This window comes from Variovorax sp. 10L426 (assembly GCF_056395305.1).
In genome coordinates, this window is sequence record NZ_JBFTJF010000007.1 from 86,773 (window position 1) to 110,071 (window position 23,299).

At 66.4% G+C, this 23,299-nt stretch carries 13 protein-coding genes; 11 read left to right on the plus strand and 2 right to left on the minus strand.

Translation table 11 applies throughout. The features are described 5' to 3' along the window. Positions 1 to 16: 16 nt before the first annotated feature. The 10 genes from AC1DHL_RS12210 (at position 17) to AC1DHL_RS12255 (ending at position 18,040) form a co-directional block, all read left to right on the plus strand. Complete coding sequence (locus AC1DHL_RS12210) at positions 17 to 814, plus strand: SDR family oxidoreductase (RefSeq protein ID WP_478162120.1); 798 nt, start codon at positions 17 to 19, stop codon at positions 812 to 814. Then, on the plus strand, positions 811 to 1,200 hold the full coding sequence (locus tag AC1DHL_RS12215; protein ID WP_478103101.1) for a dihydroneopterin aldolase: 390 nt from the start codon (positions 811 to 813) through the stop codon (positions 1,198 to 1,200). Before AC1DHL_RS12210 ends, AC1DHL_RS12215 begins: the two co-directional genes overlap by 4 nt. Continuing rightward, the gene (gene ttcA, locus AC1DHL_RS12220; protein WP_478162121.1) at positions 1,201 to 2,109 is read left to right on the plus strand and encodes a tRNA 2-thiocytidine(32) synthetase TtcA; all 909 of its coding nucleotides are present in this window, start codon (positions 1,201 to 1,203) and stop codon (positions 2,107 to 2,109) included. A gap of 46 nt (positions 2,110 to 2,155) precedes the next feature. Continuing rightward, positions 2,156 to 2,791, plus strand: coding sequence for a DUF4136 domain-containing protein (locus tag AC1DHL_RS12225; protein WP_478162122.1), 636 nt, complete (start codon positions 2,156 to 2,158; stop codon positions 2,789 to 2,791). 48 nt (positions 2,792 to 2,839) lie between these two features. Then, a complete protein-coding gene (locus AC1DHL_RS12230; protein ID WP_478162123.1) occupies positions 2,840 to 3,478 on the plus strand; it encodes a histidine phosphatase family protein in 639 nt (212 codons plus the stop codon). Between the two features lie 336 nt (positions 3,479 to 3,814). After that, positions 3,815 to 10,585: an amino acid adenylation domain-containing protein gene (locus tag AC1DHL_RS12235; RefSeq protein WP_478162124.1), complete on the plus strand. Its 6,771-nt coding sequence runs from the start codon at positions 3,815 to 3,817 to the stop codon at positions 10,583 to 10,585. Continuing rightward, a complete protein-coding gene (locus tag AC1DHL_RS12240) occupies positions 10,578 to 15,593 on the plus strand; it encodes an amino acid adenylation domain-containing protein (protein ID WP_478162125.1) in 5,016 nt (1,671 codons plus the stop codon). Before AC1DHL_RS12235 ends, AC1DHL_RS12240 begins: the two co-directional genes overlap by 8 nt. Positions 15,594 to 15,621: 28 nt before the next feature. Then, positions 15,622 to 16,332, plus strand: a complete 711-nt coding sequence (locus AC1DHL_RS12245; RefSeq protein WP_478162126.1) for a 4'-phosphopantetheinyl transferase family protein — start codon at positions 15,622 to 15,624, stop codon at positions 16,330 to 16,332. Beyond that, positions 16,329 to 17,135, plus strand: coding sequence for an alpha/beta hydrolase family protein (locus AC1DHL_RS12250; RefSeq protein ID WP_478162127.1), 807 nt, complete (start codon positions 16,329 to 16,331; stop codon positions 17,133 to 17,135). Before AC1DHL_RS12245 ends, AC1DHL_RS12250 begins: the two co-directional genes overlap by 4 nt. Next, on the plus strand, positions 17,132 to 18,040 hold the full coding sequence (locus tag AC1DHL_RS12255; RefSeq protein ID WP_478162128.1) for an alpha/beta fold hydrolase: 909 nt from the start codon (positions 17,132 to 17,134) through the stop codon (positions 18,038 to 18,040). Before AC1DHL_RS12250 ends, AC1DHL_RS12255 begins: the two co-directional genes overlap by 4 nt. Before the next feature lie 21 nt (positions 18,041 to 18,061). On the opposite strand, the gene AC1DHL_RS12260 is transcribed toward AC1DHL_RS12255, so the two are convergent. Both AC1DHL_RS12260 and AC1DHL_RS12265 read right to left on the minus strand, forming a co-directional pair. Further along, a complete protein-coding gene (locus AC1DHL_RS12260; RefSeq protein ID WP_478103090.1) occupies positions 18,062 to 21,211 on the minus strand; it encodes an efflux RND transporter permease subunit in 3,150 nt (1,049 codons plus the stop codon). After that, positions 21,208 to 22,455 (minus strand): efflux RND transporter periplasmic adaptor subunit, encoded by a 1,248-nt coding sequence (locus AC1DHL_RS12265; RefSeq protein ID WP_478162129.1) that lies wholly within the window; start codon positions 22,453 to 22,455, stop codon positions 21,208 to 21,210. Before AC1DHL_RS12265 ends, AC1DHL_RS12260 begins: the two co-directional genes overlap by 4 nt. A 263-nt stretch (positions 22,456 to 22,718) precedes the next feature. Between AC1DHL_RS12265 and AC1DHL_RS12270 the strand changes: the two genes are divergently transcribed. Continuing rightward, the gene (locus AC1DHL_RS12270) at positions 22,719 to 23,174 is read left to right on the plus strand and encodes a hypothetical protein (protein WP_478103087.1); all 456 of its coding nucleotides are present in this window, start codon (positions 22,719 to 22,721) and stop codon (positions 23,172 to 23,174) included. Positions 23,175 to 23,299: the final 125 nt, after the last annotated feature.

Below are 23,299 nucleotides of genomic sequence, written 5' to 3' on the forward strand. Positions count from 1 at the left end.
CGGGAAATCTATCAGGATGGTTCATTCGTCCCCACGCCAGAGCGTGCTCGTGACAGGCGGCGGCCAGCGGCTGGGCGCCGCGGTCTGCGAAGCCTTCGCGCGCGCGGGCTGGCGCGTGTGGTGCCAATACCGCGCCTCGCGCGAACAGGCCCTGGCATTGTGCGCGCGCCTGCGCGACGAAGGTCATGACGCAGCCGCCGTCGAATCCGACATCGGCAGCGAGGAAAGTCGCCGCGCCCTGGTCGAGCAGATCTCGGCCGACGGTCCGCTGGCTTGCATCGTCAACAACGCCTCGGCCTTCGAACCCGATACCGGGCTGGATTTCGACGCCGATGCCGCAATGCGCCAGATCGGCGTGAACCTGATTGCGCCGCTTTCCTTCGCGCGGCTTCTCGCCCGCAACGCGACGCCGGGCGACGGCATCGACCGCTCGGCGATTCACATGCTGGACCAGAAGGTCTACAACCTGAACCCCGACTACTTCTCATACACCGTCTCCAAGCTGGCGCTGGAACGTGCCGTGGCACTCCAGGCCCAGTCGCTGGCGCCGACGGTGCGCATCTGCGGCGTCGCGCCGGGCATCCTCTTCACGAGCGGTCCGCAGACGGGGGACAACTTCAAGAAGGCTTCGCGCGCCAACCTGATGCGCCGACCCATCGATCCCGCCGACGTGGCGCGCACCTGCGTCTTCCTCGCCGCCACGCCCAGCGTGACCGGCACCACCGTTTGCGTCGACAACGGCCAGCACCTGGTGCCGCTGCCGCGCGACATCATGTTCGTCGTCGACGATCTGCTGAAAGCTTCTGTTCCATGACACACGTCGCCATCGACCCTCTATTGCGCACCTGCAGACGCGTCTTCCTGCGCGACTACGAGGTGTGGATCAACATCGGCGTGCACGAATTCGAGAAGCGCGCCGAGCAGCGCGTGATCATCAACGTCGACCTGTACGTGCCGCTCGACGTCTCGACGCCGAAAGTGGACGAACTCGACGAAGTCGTCGACTACGACTTCATCCGCCGCACCGTCGCCACGCGCCTGAGCAAGGGGCATATCCACTTGCAGGAAACGCTGTGCGACGACATCCTCACGCAAGTGCTCACGCACCCGAAGGTGCATGCCGCACGCGTGTCGACCGCCAAACCCGACGTGTATCCCGACTGCGACGCCGTCGGCGTCGAAGTTTTCAGGAGCAAATAAATGAGTGCCGTGTGGATCGACGAGACACCATCGTCTGCCAATAGCCTGAAGATCGAGCGCGAGACCCACAAGCTCGAAAAGCGCCTCTGCCGCGAGGTGGGCCGCGCCATCGTCGACTACAACATGATCGAAGAGGGCGACAAGGTCATGGTGTGCGTGTCGGGCGGCAAGGACAGCTACGGCCTGCTCGACATCCTCCTCAAGCTGAGGGCGCGCGCCCCGATCCACTTCGACATCGTCGCGGTCAATCTCGACCAGAAGCAGCCCGGTTTTCCCGAGGACGTGCTGCCCGGCTACCTGACGGCGTTGGGGGTGCCATTCCACATCGAGGAGCAGGACACCTATTCGATCGTCAAGCGCGTGATCCCCGAGGGCAAGACGACCTGCGGCCTGTGCAGCCGGTTGCGCCGTGGCATTCTCTACCGCGTGGCCGACGAACTCGGCGCGACCAAGGTCGCCCTGGGCCATCACCGCGACGACATGCTGCAGACCTTCTTCCTCAACATGTTCTTTGCGGCGAAGCTCAAGTCGATGCCGCCCAAGCTGGTGAGCGACGACGGCAGGCACATCGTGATCCGTCCGCTGGCCTATGTGGCCGAGAAGGACCTGGTCCGCTGGGCGCAGCACCGCGAATTCCCGATCATTCCCTGCACCCTCTGCGGCAGCCAGGAAAACCTGCAGCGCAAGCAGGTCGGCGAGATGCTGCGTGAATGGGATCGCAAGTTCCCGGGGCGCATCGAGAACATGTTCAACGCGCTCCAGAACGTCGTGCCCTCGCATCTGCTCGACGGAACGTCATTCGACTTCAAGGGTCTGAAGGCGACGGGCGTGCCCGATGCCGACGGCGACAAGGCGTTCGACGCTCCCGAGTTGCCAGCCCAGTCGCCGCTGCGCATCGTGCAAATCTAGGGGCGCAGCGCCTGTCGCGCCGACAAAGCCCGGTCAGGAGAGCCAATTGAGATTCCTGCTCGCAGCGCTCGTGCTCACCGCCAGCCTCTCCGGCTGCGCCACGCGCTGGGTGGTCGACAGCGACGTCCGGAGCTTCTCGGAGATCGCCTCCGTGCCCGCTGACGCGACCTACCGATTCGAACGGCTGCCGTCACAGCAATACGACGAGGCGGCGCAGCTGCAACTCGAGGCGATGGCAAGCCCTGCGCTCGAAAGCGTGGGATTGCGCCGCGATGATGCGGCGCCTCGCTACACCGCCCAGATCGGCGCACGCGTCACTTCCGAACTTTCGCCCTGGGTGGACCCCTGGTATGGCGGCCCGTGGTGGGGACCCGGGCCTTGGTGGGGTCCAGGTCCGCGTTATGGCGCCTGGGGCTACGGTCGCGGCTGGTATGGCGGCGGGTGGTACGGGCCGATGTTCCCGCCGGCAACCAACCCCTGGTACACACGCGAGGTCAGCATCGTGCTGCGCGAACTGCCCTCGAATCGCGTCGTGTACGAAACCCACGCCCGCAATGACGGGCCCTTCAACATCAGCGCCGATGTGTTGCCCGTGATGTTTCAGGCCGCGCTCCAGGGCTTTCCGAATCCGCCCAAGGGCGAGCGGCGGGTGAATCTGGAAATTCCCACCGCGAAGAACTAGGCCCGGTCTGACGCGCTGAACCAAGGGGTCACCCTAGAATCTTCGCGAATGGACCCCACCCGAGTCATCGCCGTTCGCCACGGCGAAACCGCCTGGAACGTCGACACCCGCATTCAGGGACAGCTCGACGTCGGCCTCAACGACACCGGCCTCTGGCAGGCCCGGCAGGTTGCGCGGGCGCTCGAGGAAGAACCCATCGGCGCGATCTACGCCAGCGACTTGGCGCGCGCCTGGCAGACAGCCCAGGAAATCGCAAAGTCGCGGGGCATCAAGGTCACGGCGGATCCCGGCCTGCGAGAGCGCGCATTCGGCATGTTCGAGGGCCGCACATTCGCCGACATCGACGCCGCGCTGCCCGATCAGGCCCGGCTGTGGCGCACGCGTGACCCTGAATTCACGCCCGAGGGCGGAGAGTCACTGCTCACTTTTCGGGAACGGGTCACCCGCACCGCAGCGCGAATCGCCGCGCAACACCCTGGCGAACTCGTGGTGATGGTGGCCCACGGGGGCGTCATGGACGTGCTTTACCGGGCGGCTACGCGACAGGATCTTCAGGCGCCACGCACCTGGGAACTGGGCAACGCGGCCATCAATCGCCTGCTCTGGACGCCGCAGGGATTCACGCTGGTGGGCTGGGCCGATACCACTCATCTGAACGGCGACCAACTGGACGAAGCGACCGTCTAGGCCCTGGGTCGGCGAAGTGCTACAAATTAGTACTTTCCATCTCATTTTCCGATTGGCCTGACCCCGTTTGTCAGATTTTCGTACTCACTTTTGGAAAAGGTAGGCACAATCAGTTGCGATTGGCTCAATTTGTCAAGAAGGTAATGGCAACCAAGTGATTCCAATGTTGTCATGTGGGCCGGAGATGTATGCCTTCTGACACAACTTTCGGCAAATGGCGACACTTCCAGGCGGTTGGCAAACTTGGGACCGGCGGAAAAAGACTGCTTTGGTATTCGATTCAAGTTCTGACACATCGTGTTGCGTTGAACCGGGTGCCGAGGGCGAGAGGGCTACATGGTGAATTCATTTGTTCCGGTACACCAGCTAGTCGCGGCGCGCGCTGCGGCGAATCCTGACGCACTCGCCGCGTCTTGCAACGGTGAATCCATCAGCTACGGTGAGCTGAATCGCCGCGCCAACCAACTGGCGCGCCGCCTGCAGCGTGCGGGCGCCGGGCGAGACCAGTTGATCGCGATCGGCATGGATCGCTCGATCGAGATGGTGGTGGGTCTCCTGGCCATTCTGAAATCGGGCGCTGCCTATCTGCCGATCGACCTCGAATACCCCAAGGAACGGCTGGAGTTCACCATCGGGGACGCTCGGCCGGTCGCCATCCTGACGCATTCCGCCAGCGCCTCGGCCCTTCCCGGATCGGAGCTGCCGGTGTTCCTGGTCGACGACCCCAGCCTGGGGCAGGAAGATTCGACCGATGTCGGCACCGCCGAGCCCGATGCGGTTGCCTATGTGATCTACACCTCCGGCTCGACCGGCCGCCCCAAGGGCTGCCTGGTCACGCATGCGAACGTGGCCCGCCTGTTCGATGCGACGGACGCCTGGTACGGCTTCGGCCCCGGCGATGTCTGGACCTTCTTCCACTCCCACGCATTTGATTTCTCGGTCTGGGAAATCTGGGGCGCGCTGGCTTATGGCGGCCGCGTGGTGGTGGTGCCCTATGCTGTCACGCGTTCGCCGGCGGACTTCCTCGACCTGCTGGCGAGGGAGAAAGTCACCGTCCTCAACCAGACACCGTCGGCCTTCCGGTCGCTGATCGAAGCCGATCGCCGCGCCGCGCTGCCGCCGGAGGCGTTGAGCCTGCGCTATGTCATCTTCGGTGGCGAAGCGCTGTCCTTCGAGATGCTCCGCCCCTGGTTCGAGCGCCATGGCGATGCAAGGCCGCAGCTCGTCAACATGTACGGCATCACGGAAACGACGGTCCACGTCACCTACCGGCCGGTCGCGTTGCGCGACCTGGAAGAGCGCCGCGGCAGCATGATCGGCGTGCCGATTCCCGACCTCCGGATCGACCTGCTCGACGAGCAGCTGCGGTCGGTGGCCGATGGCGAAACGGGCGAGATCGTCGTCAGCGGTGCCGGCGTGAGCAACGGCTACCTGCGGCGTCCCGAACTGACGGCAGAGCGATTCATCGACTGGACGGACCCGGCGAGCGGCAAGACGCTGCATGCCTACCGCTCCGGCGACCTGGGTCGGCGCGACGCGAACGGCGACATCGAATGCCTGGGCCGGATGGACCACCAGGTCAAGATCCGCGGCTTCCGCATCGAGACCGACGAGATCGAAAACCTGCTGCTGCGCCATCCCGGCGTGCGCGAATGCGCGGTGATCGCCCGGACCGACCACGGCGACGGCGAACCACGGCTCGTCGCCTACGTGGTGCCGGCGTCCGGTCATGTACCGGACTCCGAGTTGCGCGCGCATCTCGCGCGGGACCTTCCCCAGTTCATGCTGCCCGCGGCTTTCGTCGAACTGGCCGCCCTGCCGATCACCGAAAACGGAAAACTCGACCGCCGCGCGCTTCCCGCGCCGCCGCGCCAGCGCCCCGAATTGGCGACGGTGTTTCGCGAGCCGTCCACCGTCCTCGAGAAGCGCGTGTGCCAGGTGTTCGCCGAAGTGCTCGAAATCGATCGTGCCGGCGTGCTCGACAACTTCTTCGAACTGGGCGGGACCTCGCTGGCAGTGCTGCGCGTGATCCGCATGCTCGAAGGCGCCGGCTCGCGCAAGCTCGCCGCGAACGACTTCTTCCAGGAACCCACGGCGCGCGCGCTTGCACAGGCCATGGGCGAGCCGAGAGAAGCCGCGCCCGCAGCCGAACGACCGGCTCCGGCCGATGCCTCGTGCGGCAGCGCGTCGGAACCCATCGCCATCATCGCCATGGCGGGACGCTTTCCCGGTGCGGCTGACGTCGAGCAGTTCTGGGACAACCTTTGCGCGGGCCGCGACACCGTCAGCTTCTTCGACGATGCGACGCTCGATCCGTCCGTGCGTGATGCGCTGCGCAACGACCCGGCCTATGTGCGCGCCCGCGGCGTGGTCGCCGACGTCGAGATGTTCGATGCCGCGCACTTCGGCATCAGCCCGAAGGAAGCGGAAATCATCGACCCGCAACAGCGCCTCTTCCTCGAGATCTGCTGGGAATGCCTGGAACGCGGCGGCTACGCACCCGACCGGACGCCCGGCCCGGTCGGCGTGTTCGCCGGCATGTACGGCAGCACCTATCTGCAGCGCCATCTGCTGGCGCGCCCCGACCTGATCGAGCAATTCGGCGAACTGCCGGTCACCCTGGCCAACGACAAGGACTTCATCGCAACGCGCGTCGCGCACCGCCTCAACCTGACGGGCCCCGCGATCAGCGTGCATACGGGCTGCTCCACGTCGCTGGTGGCGGTGGCGCAGGCGTTCTCCGCGCTGCGCAACGGCGATTGCGACATGGCGCTGGCGGGAGGCGCCGCCGTGACCTGCCCGCCGCGCAGTGGCTATATGTATGAAGAGGGCTCGATGCTCTCCCCCGATGGTCATACCCGCACCTTCGACGCCAAGGCGCAGGGCACGGTCTTCAGCGATGGCGCGGCCGTGGTGTTGCTGAAGCGGTTGTCGGACGCGCTGGCCGACGGCGATCCCATCCATGCCGTGCTGCGCGGCGTTGCGATCAACAACGACGGCGGCATCAAGGCCAGCTTCACCGCACCAAGCATCGACGGGCAGGCGCGCGTCGTGACGGCCGCGCTGCGCTCGGCCGGCGTGGACGCGCGAAGCATCTCGTACGTCGAGACGCACGGCACGGCAACGCCGATGGGCGACCCGATCGAGATTGCGGCCCTGACCAAGGCCTACGCCGCCCACACCAGCGACACCGGCTTCTGCGGCGTGGGCTCGGTCAAGAGCAACATCGGGCACCTGGTGGCCGCCGCGGGCGCCACCGGCCTGATCAAGACGGCACTCGCACTTCGCGAGCAGAAGCTCCCGGCTTCGCTTCATTTCGAGGCGCCCAATCCGGCGATCGATTTCGCCTCGACACCGTTCCGCGTCAACGACCGCATGCAATCCTGGCCGCGCGGTGCCGCGCCGCGGCGCGCCGGCGTGAGCTCGTTCGGCGTCGGCGGAACGAACGCCCACGTGATCGTCGAAGAGGCGCCGCTGATCGAAGCTTCGGACGCCAGCGCCGGGCCGCAGCTTCTACAACTGTCGGCACGCACGCCGACCGCACTGGCAGCCGCCGCATCGCGCCTCGCCGCCCACCTCGAGGCCGAGCCCGGCGTGTCGCTGGCGGACGTCGCGCACACGCTGCGCGTCGGCCGGAAGGCATTCGCGCACCGCAGTTGCATGGTTGCCGAATCGGTCGCACAGGCTGTGCAGGCTTTGCGCGGTGACGATCCGTCGACCAAGGCCACCGGCGAGATCGCTCCCTGGACGCCGCGTGCGGTCTTCATGTTCCCCGGCCAGGGTGCGCAGTACGCCGGCATGGGCCGCGAGCTCTATGCCAACGAGCCGGTGTTTCGCGCGGCCTTCGACGAATGCCTGCAGGCGCTGGAGGGCGCAGTGGCATTCGACCTGCGCGAGCGCATGTTCTCGGACGATGAGGCTGCGCTGAAGCCGACCTCCATCACGCAGCCCGCCACCTTCACTCTCGAATACGCACTGGCGCGTCAGCTGCAGTCGCTGGGCATCGAGCCGGCGGCGCTGATCGGACACAGCGTCGGCGAATTCGCGGCCGCGGTGCTGGCAGGCGTGATGAGCCTCCACGACGCTGCGCGGCTGGTAGCGCAGCGCGGCGCCCTCATGCAATCGATGCCCGAGGGCGACATGCTGTCGGTGCGGATGCCGGCGGCCGAACTCGCGAAGCAGCTGCCCGACGGCATCTCGCTCGCCGCGGAAAACGGTCCGACGGCTTGCGTGGCAGCCGGCCCTGCCGATCTCATCGAGCAATTCCGCCAGCAGCTGGAAACAGCCGGCGTGGCATCGAAGGTGCTCCAGACGTCGCATGCCTTCCATTCCGCGATGATGGAAGGGGCTGTCGCGCCGTTCGAAGCGCTCGTGCGCCAGGTGACCCTCAAGGCACCGGGCACGCCGATCTACTCGACCCTCACCGGCCGACAGCTCACCGATGCGGAGGCGATCGATCCCAAGTACTGGGCCCGCCATCTGCGCGAAGCCGTGCGCTTCTCTCCTGCCGCCCTTTCCGCGCTCGGCGAGACGGAACACGCACTCTTCGTCGAGCTGGGCCCGCGCAACACGCTGGTCACCCTGGTACGTCAGCACGCTTCCAAGCAGCGCCCCGTGCCTGCCGTTTCCCTGTTGTCGGATCGGCCCGAACAGGAATGCGCAAGCTGGCGGCTCGCCGCCGGCCGGCTCTGGACGCTCGGGCTCGAACCCGATCTGTCGACGCTCGACCCGCGTCAACGCAAGCATCGCCTGCGGCTGCCGACCTATCCCTTCGAGCGCAAGCGTTTCTGGGTCGACATCGCGTCGACGCCGGTCGCGCCTGCCGTCGCCACCTCTTCGGCCACCTCTTCGGCGGCTTCTTCGGCCGCTTCTTCGGTCTCTTCTTCCATCACTTCCGTGCGGCCTTCCGCACCGCTTCCGGAGTTGACAATGCCTGTCGCAGCCACCGCTTCCGCCCAACCCGCTCGCCGGGCCTCGCTCGTCGCGCGCCTTCGCGAACTGTTCGAAAACCTCTCGGGCATCGACATGTCGGATGCCCCCGGTGCATCGCCCTTCGTCGAGATCGGGCTCGATTCGCTGACGCTCACGCAGGCCGCAATCCAGGTCAAGAAGAACTTCAAGGTCAACCTGACCTTCCGGCAGTTGATGGAGAGCTATCGCAGCTTCGATGCGCTCGCGGAGTACCTCGACACGACGCTACCGCCCGATCCGGTCGCGGCCACCGCCGCCGTTGCACCCGCCGTGGCCACGGCGCCGGCAGCAGTGTCGATGCCGGCGATGCAGCAACAACCAGCCGCACCGACGGCGACCTCGATGCCCGCCGCGGTGCCCGTCGTCGGGCTGGCGGCCGGCAACGGCTCGCTGGTGCAGCAGGTCATCGCGCAGCAGATGCAATTGATGCAGCAGCAACTCGCATTGCTGTCGGCGGCGCCAGTGGTTCCGGCCAGCCCCGTGCTGCCGGCGCCAGTGGTGGAGCAACCCACGCCCATGGCCACCGCCGCGGCCACGGCGTCCATATCTCCCACGCCGGCTGCCGACGAGCCCGCGCCATTGCAGAAGTACGACGTCAAGAAGGCCTTCGGTGCCATTGCACGCATTCACACGCAGAGCAAGGAACCGACCGAGCGACAGAAGGCGCGCCTCGCGGCCTTCATGCGGCGCTACATCGAGCGCACGCGCAGCAGCAAGTCTTTCACCGAGCGCAATCGTTCGCAGATGGCCGACCCGCGCGTGGTCAACGGCTTCCGGCCGGCGACCAAGGAGATCACCTACCAGATCGTGGTCGGGCGCTCCAAGGGTTCGAGGCTCTGGGACATCGACGGCAACGAGTATGTCGATGTGCTCAATGGTTTCGGGATGAACCTCTTCGGCTGGCAGCCCGACTTCATCAACGACGCGGTGCGCGCACAGCTCGACCTCGGCTACGAGATCGGCCCGCAGCACCCGCTGGCCGCCGAAGTCTCGTCGCTCGTTTGCGAACTCACCGGCTTCGATCGCGCCGGCCTGTGCAACACCGGTTCCGAATCGGTGATGGCGGCGATGCGTATCGCGCGCACCGTGACCGGACGCAGCACGGTGGTCGTGTTCACTGGCTCCTACCACGGCACCTTCGACGAAGTGCTGGTGCGTGCAGGCCGCAATGCCAAGGGCATGTCTGCAGCGCCCGGCGTGCTGCAGGGCATGTTCGGCGACATCCGCGTACTCGACTACGGCACGCCCGAATCGCTCGAATTCATCCGCGCCAATGCGGACGACCTGGCCGCCGTGCTGGTGGAACCAGTGCAGAGCCGCCGACCCGACTTCCAGCCGCGCGAATTCCTGCGCGAGGTGCGGGCCATCACCGAGAAATCGGACACCTGCCTGATCTTCGATGAGGTCATCACAGGCTTCCGCTGCGATCTCGGCGGCACGCAGGCGATGTTCGGCGTGCGTGCCGACCTCGCCTGCTACGGCAAGGTGATCGGCGGCGGCTTCCCTGTCGGCGTGATCGCCGGCAAGCGCGCCTACATGGATGCGCTCGACGGCGGCGCCTGGCAGTACGGCGACGACTCCATGCCGACCGTGGGCGTGACCTACTTCGCCGGCACCTTCGTGCGGCACCCCCTGGCGCTGTCCGCGGCCAAGGCGGCCCTCGAGCACCTGAAGAAGGACAACAACAAGCTGCAGACACAGCTCAACCTGCACACCGCGGCGATGGCCGATGAACTGACGGCGTTCTGCCGCGAAGTCGGCGCGCCGCTGGAGATCCGCTACTTCTCGTCGCTGTGGCGCGTGACGTGGCTGGAAGACCATCCACTGCAGGACCTGCTGTTCGCCATGATGCGCAGCCGCGGCGTGCACATCCTCGACAACTTCCCCTGTTTCATGACGACTGCGCATTCGCAGCAGGACATCGCGACGATCAAGTCCGCCTTCAAGGAATCGATCGCCGAGATGCAGGAAGCCGAACTTCTTCCGCGCCGCGCCGCGGTGCAGTCGGCCTTCGACCCCTCCAATCCGCCTGTCCCGAACGCCCGACTGGGCCGCGACAAGGACGGGCAACCCGCTTGGTTCGTGCCCGATCCCAACGCCCAAGGCAAATTCACGAAGTTCCAAAAGCATGACTGATGCCGTCCTGACCCCACCCTCCGCCCCGGCCGCGGCCGCGGAAGAATTCGACCCGTTCGCGTCGGGGCTGATCGAGCGGATCGTCCCGACCACTGAAGCACAGCGCGAGGTCTGGCTGGGCGACCAGCTGAGTCCGGAAGCATCGCTGGCGTACAACGAAGCGCTCCGGATGCGGCTCAAGGGCGATCTGGACACGCAAGCGCTGAGCGCCGCGCTCGACCGGCTCGTTGCACGTCACCAGTCGCTGCGCTCGACCATCTCGCCCGACGGCACGCAACTGCTGATCGGCGAAGCCACGCCGGTCGACATCGCCGAATACGACCTGCGGGAGGTCGATCCCGCCGCGCAGAAACGCCGGCTGGAGGATGAAGGCCTCGCCGCGGTGCTGCAGCCCTTCGAGCTGGAGAAGGGGCCGCTCTTCAGGGCCGAGCTCTTCAAGCTGTCCGCCATCGAGCACGTGCTGATCATGACGGCGCACCACGCCGTCTGCGACGGCTGGTCCTGGGGCGTCATCAGCCAGGACCTCGGACTGCTCTACGCCGAGCAGATCGGCGCCGGCCCATCGCTCGAACCGACCTTGCAGTATTCGGATTACGCGGCCTGGGAAATGCAGGAGGCGGGCAGCCCCGAGATGCAGGGGCACATCGACTACTGGCTGTCGCGCTTCTCGGGGGGCAGCCTGCCGGTGCTCGAACTGCCGCTGGACCATCCGCGGCCCGCGGTGCGCACCTTCAATTCCCGCCGCATCGATCATGTGCTCAGCCAGGAACTGATCGATTCGCTTCGCAAAGTCGGCGCGGCGTCGGGCACCAGCCTGTTCGCGACGATGTTCAGCGCCTTCGCCGCCACGCTGCACCGGCTCACGGCACAGGACGATCTCATCATCGGCATCGCTGCCGCAGGACAGATGCCCAGCGACATGCCGTCGCTGGTCGGGCATTGTGTCAACACGCTGCCGATCCGTGTCGCGGTCGAGCCGCAAATGTCCTTCGAGGCGTTCGCACGCTCGTCGGGTGCGACGCTGCTCGATGCCTTCGAGCATCAGACGCTGACCTACGGCGCATTGCTCAGGAAGCTGCCGGTGCCTCGCGACCCGAGCCGCCTGCCGCTCGTGAATGTCCTGTTCAACCTCGACAGCGGAGCGCTGGTCACGGGCAACTTCCCCGAGATCGAATCCGAACAGAGTTCCATCGCGCGCCGCTACGAGAACTTCGAGCTCTTCGTCAACGTGGCGCCGGTCCGGCAAGGCATGCAGATCGAGGCGCAGTACAACGCCGACCTGTATGACGATGCCACGATCAAGCGCTGGCTCGGCATGTACGAATGCCTTCTTCGCGCGGCTGCGTCCGACCCGATGCAGCCCGTCGGGCGGCTCAACGTGGTGTCCGACGCAGAGACGAAGGCGCTCGTCGCGCTCCAGCCGGCGGCGACGCCGCTCGTGGGTGTGCAACTGATGCATGCCGGCTTCGTCGAGCGCGCCGCACTCAGTCCGGACCGCACCGCCCTGCGCGACGGCGAACGCCGCTGGAGCTACCGCGAACTCGACGAACAGTCGAACCGCCTGGCGCACGCCTTGCGCGAACGCGGCATGGCCCGTGGCGAGCGCGTCGGCCTGTGCCTGGACCGCAACGCCGACATGATGGTCGCCTTGCTGGCGGTGCTGAAAACCGGCGCCGCGTATGTGCCGCTGGACCCCGCCTTTCCGCAGGCGCGTCTCGACTACTACGCCGAGGACGCACAGCTGGGTCTTCTGCTCACCGCATCGACAGTCCCCGCCGCACCCGCGAACTGGCGCCCCGATGCGGAGGAGCGTGTTTTCACGATCGACCGCGACACCGCATGGCATGACAAGCCGGCCACGACGCTCCCGACCTCGCCGCAGGACGCGCTGCCCGACGACGCGGCCTACGTGATCTACACCTCCGGGTCGACCGGCAAGCCCAAGGGCGTGTGCGTGCCGCATGGCGCCGTCGCGAACTTCCTGCAGAGCATGCGCGAAGCGCCCGGCATCACCGCCGACGACCGCCTCGCGGCGGTGACCACCCTGTCGTTCGACATCGCGGTGCTCGAACTGCTGCTGCCGCTGACGGTCGGCGCCGAAGTGATCCTGGTGTCGCGCGACACGACCATGGACGGCAACGCGCTGCGCACGCTGATCGAAGAAAGCGGCGCGACCATCATGCAGGCGACGCCGGGCGGCTGGCGTCTGCTGCTCGACGCGCAATGGCCCGGCGTATCCGGTTTCAAGGCGCTCGTCGGCGGCGAAGGCCTGCCTTCGGATCTGGCCCAGACACTGCTGCAGCGCTGCGGTGAAGTCTGGAACATGTACGGACCGACCGAAACGACGATCTGGTCGACGCTCTGGCGCGTCGAGCCGGCACGGGTCGCACAACGGGGCGTGTCGATCGGCAAGCCCGTCGCCAACACCACCGTCTGGATCCTCGACGGGCAGGGTCAGCGCTGCCCCATCGGTATGCCGGGCGAGATCGTGATCGGCGGCACCGGCGTGACCCTCGGCTACCTGGACCGGCCCGAACTCAACGCCGACCGATTCGTCCCCGATCCGTGGGGCGACGCAGGCGCACGCCTTTATCGCACGGGCGACCGGGGCCGCTGGGGCAACGACGGCCTGCTGGAGCACATGGGACGCTTCGACTTCCAGGTCAAGGTACGCGGCTACCGGATCGAACTCGGCGAGATCGAAGCCGCATGCAACGAAGCGCCCGGCGTCGGCAACAGCGTCGTCATCACGCGCGAGGATCAACCGGGCGATGTGCGCCTGGTGGCCTATGTCAGCCCGTCGACCGGCGCCACCATCGACCTCGCAGTGCTCGATCGCCGCCTGCGCGAACGGCTGCCCCAGTACATGCTGCCGCAGCACGTGGTGACGCTGGACGCCATCCCCTTCCTGCCGAACGGCAAGGTCGACCGCAAGGCGCTGCCGAAGCCCAGCGCCGTGCGCGAACAGGCGGCCGAACGGGTCGCGCCGCGCAATGAGCGCGAGCGGACCGTGCTCGAGCACATGGAGCGCGTGCTCAATCTGCCGGGCCTCGGCATTCACGACGACTTCTTCGCGCTCGGCGGCCATTCGCTGCTGGCCGCGCGACTGGCCACGCTGTTGAGCCGTGAATTCGACGTCACCGTGCCGTTGCGCGTCCTGTTCGAGGCGCCCACGGTCGAGCGCCTGGCTTCGGCGATCGAGACGCTGGGCCAGACCGGTGCTCCGCGCAGCGAAGCCATCCGGGTCGTGCCCGGCCGGCGCAGCGCACCGCTCACGCCGATGCAGGAACGCATCCGTTTCCTCGAAGAGCTGCATCCCGGCCGCTCGACGTACAACGCCCCCTCCGCGCACAGGCTCGGTGGTCCGATGGATGTCGAGAAGTTCAAGGCCGCGCTGGGCATCATCATCGAGCGGCAGCCTGCGCTGCGCACCTCGATGGGAACCGATGCCGCGACGGGCGAACCGCATGCGGTCGTCGCCGACAAGGTGGCGTACGAGCTTCCGGTCGTCGATCTCGCCGCGCTGCCCGAAGACCAGCGCGAGGTCGCGCTGAAGGAACGCATGCGCGAACTGGCGGATCGTCCGATCGACATCCACGAAGCGCCGTTGTTCAATGCGACGCTCTTCCGGCTTGCCGCCGACGATCACGTGTTCGTGTTCGTGCCGCACCACCTGATCTGGGACGGCTGGTCCTTCGACATCCTGCAGCAGGAACTCTCGACGATCTACGGCGCGCTGGTGCGCGGCGAGCCGCACGGCCTGCCCACACTCGCGGCAACCCACGGCGACTATGCCGAGTGGTATGCGCGCTGGCTCGAGTCCCCCGCCTGCCAGACGCAGCTGCGCTACTGGAAAGAGCGATTCGCGAACGCACCCGCGCCGAAGGCGCCACGCACCGACATGCCGCGCCGCGCCGGCATGAGCGGCCGCGGCGGGTCGCACTGGATCACCGTCGACAAGGACCTCACCGAGCGCCTGCGCCAGTTGGGCCAGCGCCATGAGATGACGCTCAACATGCTGACGCTAGGCGTCTACATCCTGATGATGAGCAACGTCATCGGCACGCCGTCGATCGTCGTCGCGACCCCCGTCCGCGGCCGCGAAGCGCCGGAGCTGGAGCCGGTCATGGGCTTCTTCAACAACCTGCTGCCGATGCCCTTCCAGGTCGACGCATCGATGCGCTTCGGCGAGTTCATGCACTACGTCAAGCAGGAACTCATCTCGGTGATGGACCACCAGCAGATTCCGTTCGAGCGCTTGGTCAGCGAACCCGAGTTCGTCGAGCGCGCGCAGGGCGTGGGCCTTTATCAGGCGCTGTTCTCATTCCAGGACGCACGGGAGCGGGCGCGCGACGTCGGCGGCCTCGCGGACCGGCAGGTCCACCTGCTGCAGCAAGGCGCGACCGACGACCTGGGCCTGTGGCTGATGGACAAGTCGAGCGTGCTGGAAGGCGCCGTGGTCTACAACGCGGACGTCTACAAGGATGAAACGGGCGCCGCCTTCAAGGAGCGCTACATCGAGTTGCTGCGCCGCGTGGTCGATCAGGACGATCCGACGCTGGAAACCATATCCGCTCCCGCAGGCTCTGCCAGCGCCGCCTACCTGCAGCGCCTCGCGGCTTCCGATTCGCCGGCGCCAAGCGCCAACACCGCTGCCGTGCCGAGCGCGCCTGCGCACCCCGCGCAACGGGACGCGCTGCTGCAACCCGAGCAGGCCCGCCTGGCGCAGATCTGGGCGAGCGCGCTGAGCATCGACGTGAACGACATCCATGCCGACGAGAACTTCTTCGACCTGGGAGGCGATTCGCTGCTGGCCATGCGCGTGATCCAACAAGCCGAACAGATGATGGGCTTCCGGGTCGAGCCGCGTCGCTATGTGTACGAAACGCTCGCCCAGCTATCGTCCGCTTCGGCCGGCACCGCCATCGATGTCCAGGACGCGCAGCCCGCCAAGGAGACGGCCAAGCGCGGTCTGCTGGGCCGCGTGTTCGCCGGGTGGAAGAAGTGAAGTCGCGAAGCGCAACGAGGCCCTGACCGTGTCCGTCGCACCGATCTCCTGGCCGGGGCCCTGCCTGCTATGGCAGGTCGACCTCGACGCCGCGCCGACGGATGCGAGCTCCCTGTCGGAGGCGGAGCGCGCTCGCGCGGCGCGCTTCGTGTTCCCGCGTGACGCGCAGCGATACGTCGCTGCGCATGCAGCGTTGCGCGAGATCCTCTCGGCGCAGACCGGCATAGCGCCCGAGCGCCTGGAATTCTCCGAAGGTGAATTCGGCAAGCCGTCGCTGGTGGGGCAATCTGATGTGCACTTCAATCTCAGCCACAGCCATTCGATCGGCATGATCGCGGTCAACCACGGCGCCGAAGTGGGCGTCGACGTGGAACTGGCGCGGACGGTGTCCGATGCGATGGCACTGGCCGCGACCTGCTTCACATCCGGCGAGATCCGGATGCTGCAAGCAACGCCCGCAGCAGCGCGCGACCGCGCCTTTCTCATCGGCTGGACGCGCAAGGAAGCGGCCATCAAGGCGCTCGGTCTGGGCATGTCGGCCGACCTGCAATCGCTGGAGGTCGGCCTCGAGACCGCCGAACGCAAGGTACAGTGTGTCGCGGGTTCTCGCATGCGTGCCTTGCAAGTTTTTTCCATTCCTCTCGGCGAGGGCGTCCTGGGTGCGCTGGCACTCGACGCCGCCCGACCGGGAGGGCATGTGGCGTCGGCAAGGCCGGCGCTGCTCGAAGCCTTGCCATGATTCCGTTCTATTTCGGTCCGGCGAACCGCCAGCTGTTCGCCGTCTATCACCCCCCCCAGCACGAAGCCGAGGGCCATCCGTCCGTGCTGATGTGCAGCCCGTTCGGGCACGAGGCCATTCGCGTCCATCGGCTGTACCGCGTCATCGCTGATCGCCTGGCCCGTCTCGGCGTCGCCGTCCTGCGCTTCGACTTCTTCGGCACCAGCGAATCCGGCGGCGACGACGAAGCCGGCGAAATGAAAGGCTGGCAGCTCGATCTGTTGCGCGCGAACGAGGAGCTCGCACGCCGCTCGCAATCGCCGAAGCCGGCGTGGCTCGCGGCACGGCTGGGCGCCACGCTCGCGCTGCAGGCCGCGCGCCATGCGCAGGGGCTTCAGCAGCTCGTGCTGTGGGAGCCGATCCTCGACGGACCTGCCTATATCGACGAGCTTCTCGACGCCCAGGTCAAGATGCTCGAAGTGGGCTACTACGCCAAGGACCGCTCCTGGTACAAGCGCCGCCAGGATGACAGCGGCCCTGCGCTCACCGAAGCGCTGGGGCACCGGATCAGCAGCCACTTCGCAGCCCAGCTGGCCGCGCTGCGGCCGGATGCACTGAACGCGCCGACAGGGGTAGCGACCACCGTGTTCGCCAAGCCTGACGATGAAACCACACGCGATTGGTGCCTGCGCGAGAATTCGAACAGCCGAAAGGTCGTGCATGAATTGCTTGACCATCCGATCATCTGGACTTCCGATCCGTTGCCGAATCAGGCCATTGTTCCCGCTGAAGTTACCAAGCGCCTTATCGGACTCATTCGATGAACAGCTATCAAGAAGAACCCGTCCAGTTCGGCCTTGAGTCAGGCCTGCTGGGCGTGATCACTCGGCCGACCGACCGCACCTCCGATGCCCTGGCGTGCGTGATGTTCAACTTCGGCGTCACGCACCGGGTCGGCCCCCGCCGCATCCAGGTCAAGATGGCCAGGCGCCTGGCCCAGGAAGGCTTCGCGACGCTGCGTTTCGACCTCTCGGGCATCGGCGACAGCCAGGGCGCTGACGCTTCTCTCAGCTTCGAGGAACAGGCGACCAACGATCTTCGTGCGGCGATTGACGAAATCGAAAAGCACCTCGGCATCCGCCAGGTCGTGATCTTCGGCCTGTGCTCCGGTGTCGCCCCTGGGCTTCGGCTGGCAGCGGAGGATCCGAGGGTCGTCGGACTGCTCAGCTTCGACGGCTATGCATTCACCAGCCAAGTAGCGAACATCGAGCGTCGCGTGCGGCGCTTCCTGCGGTTCCCGAAGGCTCAGATCAGCCATTGGATCGAGCGCTTGCTGGGCAATGACCAACCGGAAGGCGACTTGCTCAAGACCGGGGAGAGATTGAAGGTCGTGACCCCGGCCGATTTCGCGCGCGAAATGGACAACCTGACCACCCGGGGCGTGTCCATCTACCTGATCTATTCCGGGTCGCTGCAGCAGCGTGACCGCAACCACGACCAGATGTATCCGCTTCGCGGCGCACCCTTCCTTCAGAAGGTGCGTTACGAATTCATGCCCAAGGTGGACCACTCCTTCACCGACCTCGCCGGGCAGCAGTTCTTCATCGACGCCGCCTGCCGTTGGGTCGAGGACATCGAGGCCAAGCGGGTCAGCGTGCCATCGACCGCTGCGTCGGCAGCCAACCAGTCGGCGCCAGAGCGAAAGGCGTCAACGCTCGCCGTCGCCTGACGGGGCAGCGCTCCCACGCCGTCAGGCGTGCGCGGCGCTCTCGCCCGGATGCGCTTCCGAGGGCAGTTCCTGCAGCGGACCGCTGCCGCTGTAGCGGTCCAGCGCAAGGTAGATCGCCGGCGTGATGTAGAGCGTGATCACCTGCGAGAAGATCAGCCCGCCCACCACGGCCACACCCAGCGGCTGACGCAACTCTGCACCGGCACCCAGCCCGAGCGCGAGCGGCAGCGCACCCATCATCGCGGCGAGCGTGGTCATCAGGATCGGCCGGAAGCGCAACCGACAGGCCTCGCGGATGGCGTCGACCGGTTTCATGCCCTCGGAACGCTGAGCCTCGAGCGCGAAGTCGATCATCATGATCGCGTTCTTCTTCACGATGCCGATGAGCAGCAGGATGCCGATGGTCGCGATCAGCGTGAGGTCGAAGCCGAAGAGCTTGAGCGACAGCAGCGCACCCACCGCCGCCGACGGCAGGCCTGCCAGGATGGTGAGGGGGTGGATATAGCTCTCGTACAGCACGCCGAGCAGCACGTAGATCACGAGCACCGCCAGGATCAGCAGCACCGCCTGGCTCGATTGCGAACTCTGGAACACCGCCGCATCGCCGCCATAGCTGGTGATGATCGAGGGCGGCATCTTCAGCTCTTCCTTGAACCGGTCGATCTTCGCCGTGGCGTTGCCCAGCGGGACGTCCGGCGCGAGGTTGAAGGACACCGTGACGGCCTGCAGTTGACCCTGATGGTTGACCGAGGTCGGGCCGACTGTGCGCCGGACCGTCGAAAACGCCGACAAGGGAACCAGTTGCCCGGCCTTGTTGCGCACCGACAGGCGCGACATGTCTTCCTCGAACTGCCGGTCGCTGTCGGACGCCGAGAGAATGACCTGGTAGGTGTTGCTGGCCCCGTAGATGCTCCCGATCTGGCGGTCGCCGTAGGCGTTGTAGAGCGCGGTGCGCAAGTCGCCGACCGCGACGCCGAGCACGCCCGCCTTGTCGCGATCGATGTCCAGCGTGGCCTGCAGGCCTCGGTTCTGCGAGTCGCTCGTCACGTCGCGGAAGGCCGGGTCGGCGCGCATGCGTTCCATCAGCTTGTCCGACCAGACGCCCATGGTGCCGGCGTTCACGCTCTGCAGCGTGTACTGGAAGCGCGCCTTGCTCTGCCGCCCGCCGAGGCGCAGGTTCTGGATCGGCTGCATGTAGACCGCGATGCCCGGAATCTCGCGGAAGCGCTTGCGCAACGACTCCAGCACCTGCGGCATGGCCGCGCGATCCTTGCGCGCCTTAAGCACGACGAACAGGCGTCCGGAGTTCTGCGTGGCCGTCGGGCCGCCGACGCCGATGAACGAGTTGACGTAGTCCACGTTCGGATCGGCCATGATCGCCTCGGCGACGCGATCCTGCAGATCCTTCATCGCCGGGAAGGAAATGTCCTCGGCCGCTTCGGTCGTGACCTGGATCTGCCCGATGTCCTCCTCAGGGAAGAAGCCCTTCGGGATCGTGATGAACATCCACGCCGTGAGCGCGAAGGTCGATGCCGCGACGATCAGCATCACGGCGCGGTGGCGCAGCGTCCAGTCCAGCGTGCGCATGTAGTTGGCATGCACCCAGCGGTAGCCGCGCTCGAAGGCCCGGCCGATCGCGGTGCCGGGTTCGGGATGCTCTTCCTCGTGATCGAGCGCGCCGCCTTCCCGCGGCGTGTGCTTCAGCAGCCGGCTCGCCAGCATCGGCACCAGCGTGAGCGACACGATCGCCGAGACCATCACCGCCAGCCCCACCACCACGGCGAATTCGTGGAACAGCAGGCCGATCACGCCCGGCATGAAGAAGATCGGGATGAACACCGCCACCAGCGAGATCGAGATCGAGATGATGGTGAAGCCCACTTCACGCGCGCCGCGCAGCGCGGCGGCGAAGGGCTCCATGCCCTTCTCGACGTAGCGCATGATGTTTTCGAGCACGACGATCGCGTCGTCCACCACCAGCCCGACGGCCAGCGTGATGCCGAGCAGCGACACGTTGTCCAGGCTGTAGCCGAAGGCGTAGAGCAGCGCGACGGCGCCGATCAGCGAGATCGGGATCGTGAGCGCCGGGATCAGCGTGGCGACAAGACGGTGCAGGAACAGGAAGATCACCAGCACCACCAGCAGGATGGTGCCCAGCAACGTGAGTTGCACGTCATGCACCGCTTCGCGGATCGACAGCGAGCGGTCGTTGAGCACGCTGATATCGACCGAATGCGGCAGTTCTTCCTTGAAGCGCGGCATCAGCGCACGCACCGCGTCGACCACCTGGACCGTGTTGGCGTTCGGCTGGCGCTGCACGGCCAGCGAGATCGAACTCTGGCCGTTGTAGGCGCTGGCCGTCTTGACCGACTCGAAGCTGTCCTCGATGGTCGCGACCTCATCGAGCCGCACCGGCGCGCCGTTGCGCTGGCCGACGATGACCTTGGCGAAATCGGCGGCCCTCAACATCTGTTCGTTGGCCTGGATGGTGAGCGTCTGGCGCGGACCGTCGAGGACGCCGACCGGCGTGTTGGCATTCGCCAGCCGGACGGCGTTGGAGAGTTCGTCGAGCGTGATGTTGCGTGCGTTGAGCAGATCGGCATCGGCCTTGATGCGGACCGCGAAACGCTTCTGCCCGTAGACGGCCACCTGCGCCACGCCGTCGATGGTCGACAGCGTGGGCGAGACCAGGTTTTCGGCGTAGTCGTTCAGCTCGGACGGCGTCATCGAATCCGAGGTCATCGCAATGAACAGCACCGGTGCATCGGCCGGATTGACCTTGCGGTAGGAGGGCAACTGCGTGAGTTCGGGCGGCAGCAAGCGCTGTGCGCGCAGCAGGGCGGCCTGCACGTCGACCGCGGCCGCATCGATGTCGCGGGAGCTCACGAACTCCAGCGTGACCGAGGTGTTGCCCTGCGTATTGACCGAGCTGATCGTCTGAAGGCCGGGGATGGTCGAAAACTGCTTTTCAAGCGGCAGTGCGACGGATGACGCCATGGTCTCCGGACTGGCCCCCGGCAGCTGCGCCGAGACGTTGATGACCGGTGTGTTGTAGCTAGGCAGCGCTGCAACCGGAATCTGGAAATAGGCAAAGATGCCGATCACCACCACGGCGGCAGAGAGCAGCACCGTCATCGCAGGACGACGGATGCACAGCTCGGAGATGTTCATGTCCGCTCCCGCTCCGCGACGAGACTGGCATTGGTGGGCGCGACCGAGGCCGCGCTGCCGGGCCCTGGCGTTTCTCCATCGGGTCGCTGTGGTTCATTCGCGGCCTCGACGCGCACCTTGCCGCCCGGACGGACGTTCTGCTTGCCCTCGATGACCACCTGCTCGCCCGGCGCGATGCCTCGCACCACGACTTGCGTGCCGAAGGTGTGGAGTGACTCGACCTTGCGCCGCGCCGCCTTCTTTTCGGCGTCGACCACGTAGACCGAGGTGCCTTCGGCCAGCATCATCAATGCTGAGGCCGGCAGCACGGTCGCGTCGTCGATGGTGCGGACGGTGACGCGCGTCTCGACGAACTGGCCGGGCCAGAGGCTCTGGTCGGCGTTGTCGAACACGGCCTTGGCACGCACGGTGCCGATCAGCGGGTCGACCGTGTTGTCGACGAAGCTGAGCGAACCCTTCAGCGTTTCCTTGCGGCCGGGCACGACGGCTTCGACCGGCGTGTGCGCGCGCGCGGCCGCGAGCAGGTCCTGCAATTTGCCTTCGGGCACAGGGAAGCTCACCGCAATCGGGTCGAGCTGCGTGATCGTGACCAGCGACAGCGCCGGCTGGACCAGCGTGCCCGGATAGATATTGACGGCGCCGATGCGCCCTCCGATGGGTGCGCGCAGCGTGGCATAGCCCAGCGCCACTTCCGCCGACTGCACCGCTGCGCGGTCGGCCGCCACCGCGGCGCGCTGCGCCTCGAGTTGCGACAGCGTCGCGTCGGCGGCACTCTTGGCGATGAAGTTCTGGGCGACGAGATCCTGGCTGCGCCTGTACTGGCGCTCCAGATCGGCCAGCATGGCCTCGTCCCTCTGCTGCTGCGCCTTGGCCTTGGCGAGATTGGCCTGGTCCGGGCGGTCGTCGAGCGTGAAGAGCAACTGCCCGGCCTTGACGAACTGGCCTTCCTTGACATGCACCTGCCGCACGGTGTTGGTCACCTGGGGACGCAGGTCGACGCTGTTGAGCGAAACGACGCTGCCGTTGACCTGGACGGTAACGGGCACGCTCTGCCGCTTGGCAACCGCCAGCGAAACGAGTGCCGGAGCCCCGGCGTTGGCACCGGGGCCGCCCTTGTCTCCCTTGGCGCCAGTGGCGCTGATCTCCGCGGCAACGCGCGATTTGGAGCCGGACCACCACCAGGTACCTGCGGCTGCGGCCACGATCAGCACACCCGACAGGGTGAGGGCGAGATTCTTCTTCATGAGGCGGATATCTTGGATCGAAGGTGGGGCGCCGGATATGGGAGTCGTACTACTACCCACTACATTTCTCCAGCGGCGCCTATTGGAGCAGCGCCCGACCGAAAGCGACCCGGGGCGCCGTAAAGATAAGTAAAGCGATCATGCAAGATGGCACACCCGGGTAAGACTCGTTGCGTGGAGGCTGGCCGCTAAAATCGCCGCTTCCCAGCCTCTGGATGAACCCCATGAATCGCTGCAAAAATTCCCTGAATGCTTTTGTCTTGGTGGCACTAAGCGCAGTCCTCGCGCCTGCTGCCGCGCTATTTTCCTCCGACGCCGCAGCGCAGCTCGCGGACATTCCCAACACCCAGAACGAAGCCGCGAACGGCGGCCGCAACTTTCCGGTCGGCACGCTGCGAGGCAAGTTCATGGTGGTGAACCCTCCTGAAATCGTGCTCGACGGGCAGCCCGAGCGCCTTTCACCCGGCGCGCGTATCACGGGCGCCAACCGGATGCTCGTCATGCCGGCGGCCATCATCGGCCAGAACCTGCTCGTCAATTACACGCGCGACGCCGCCGGCCTGGTGCGCGAGGTCTGGATCCTGACGCCCGACGAAGCCCAGGCCAAGCGCGCGTCGGCCGAGAAGCCGCTGCTCAATTTCTGGCCCTTCGTGGCCAACAGCGGTCCGCGCGACGACGGCAAGACGCCGTTCGACCAACTGCCCAAATACGGCGAGTAAGTAACTCACCCCCAGGTTGGCTCACTTCGTGTAGCCGCCCACCCCCTCGCCGGGGGCGACACCAGCGGCCTGGCGGAGCCAGTTCCGCGGTGTCTCGCGAATTGGCGGCGCTGACCTTATTGCAT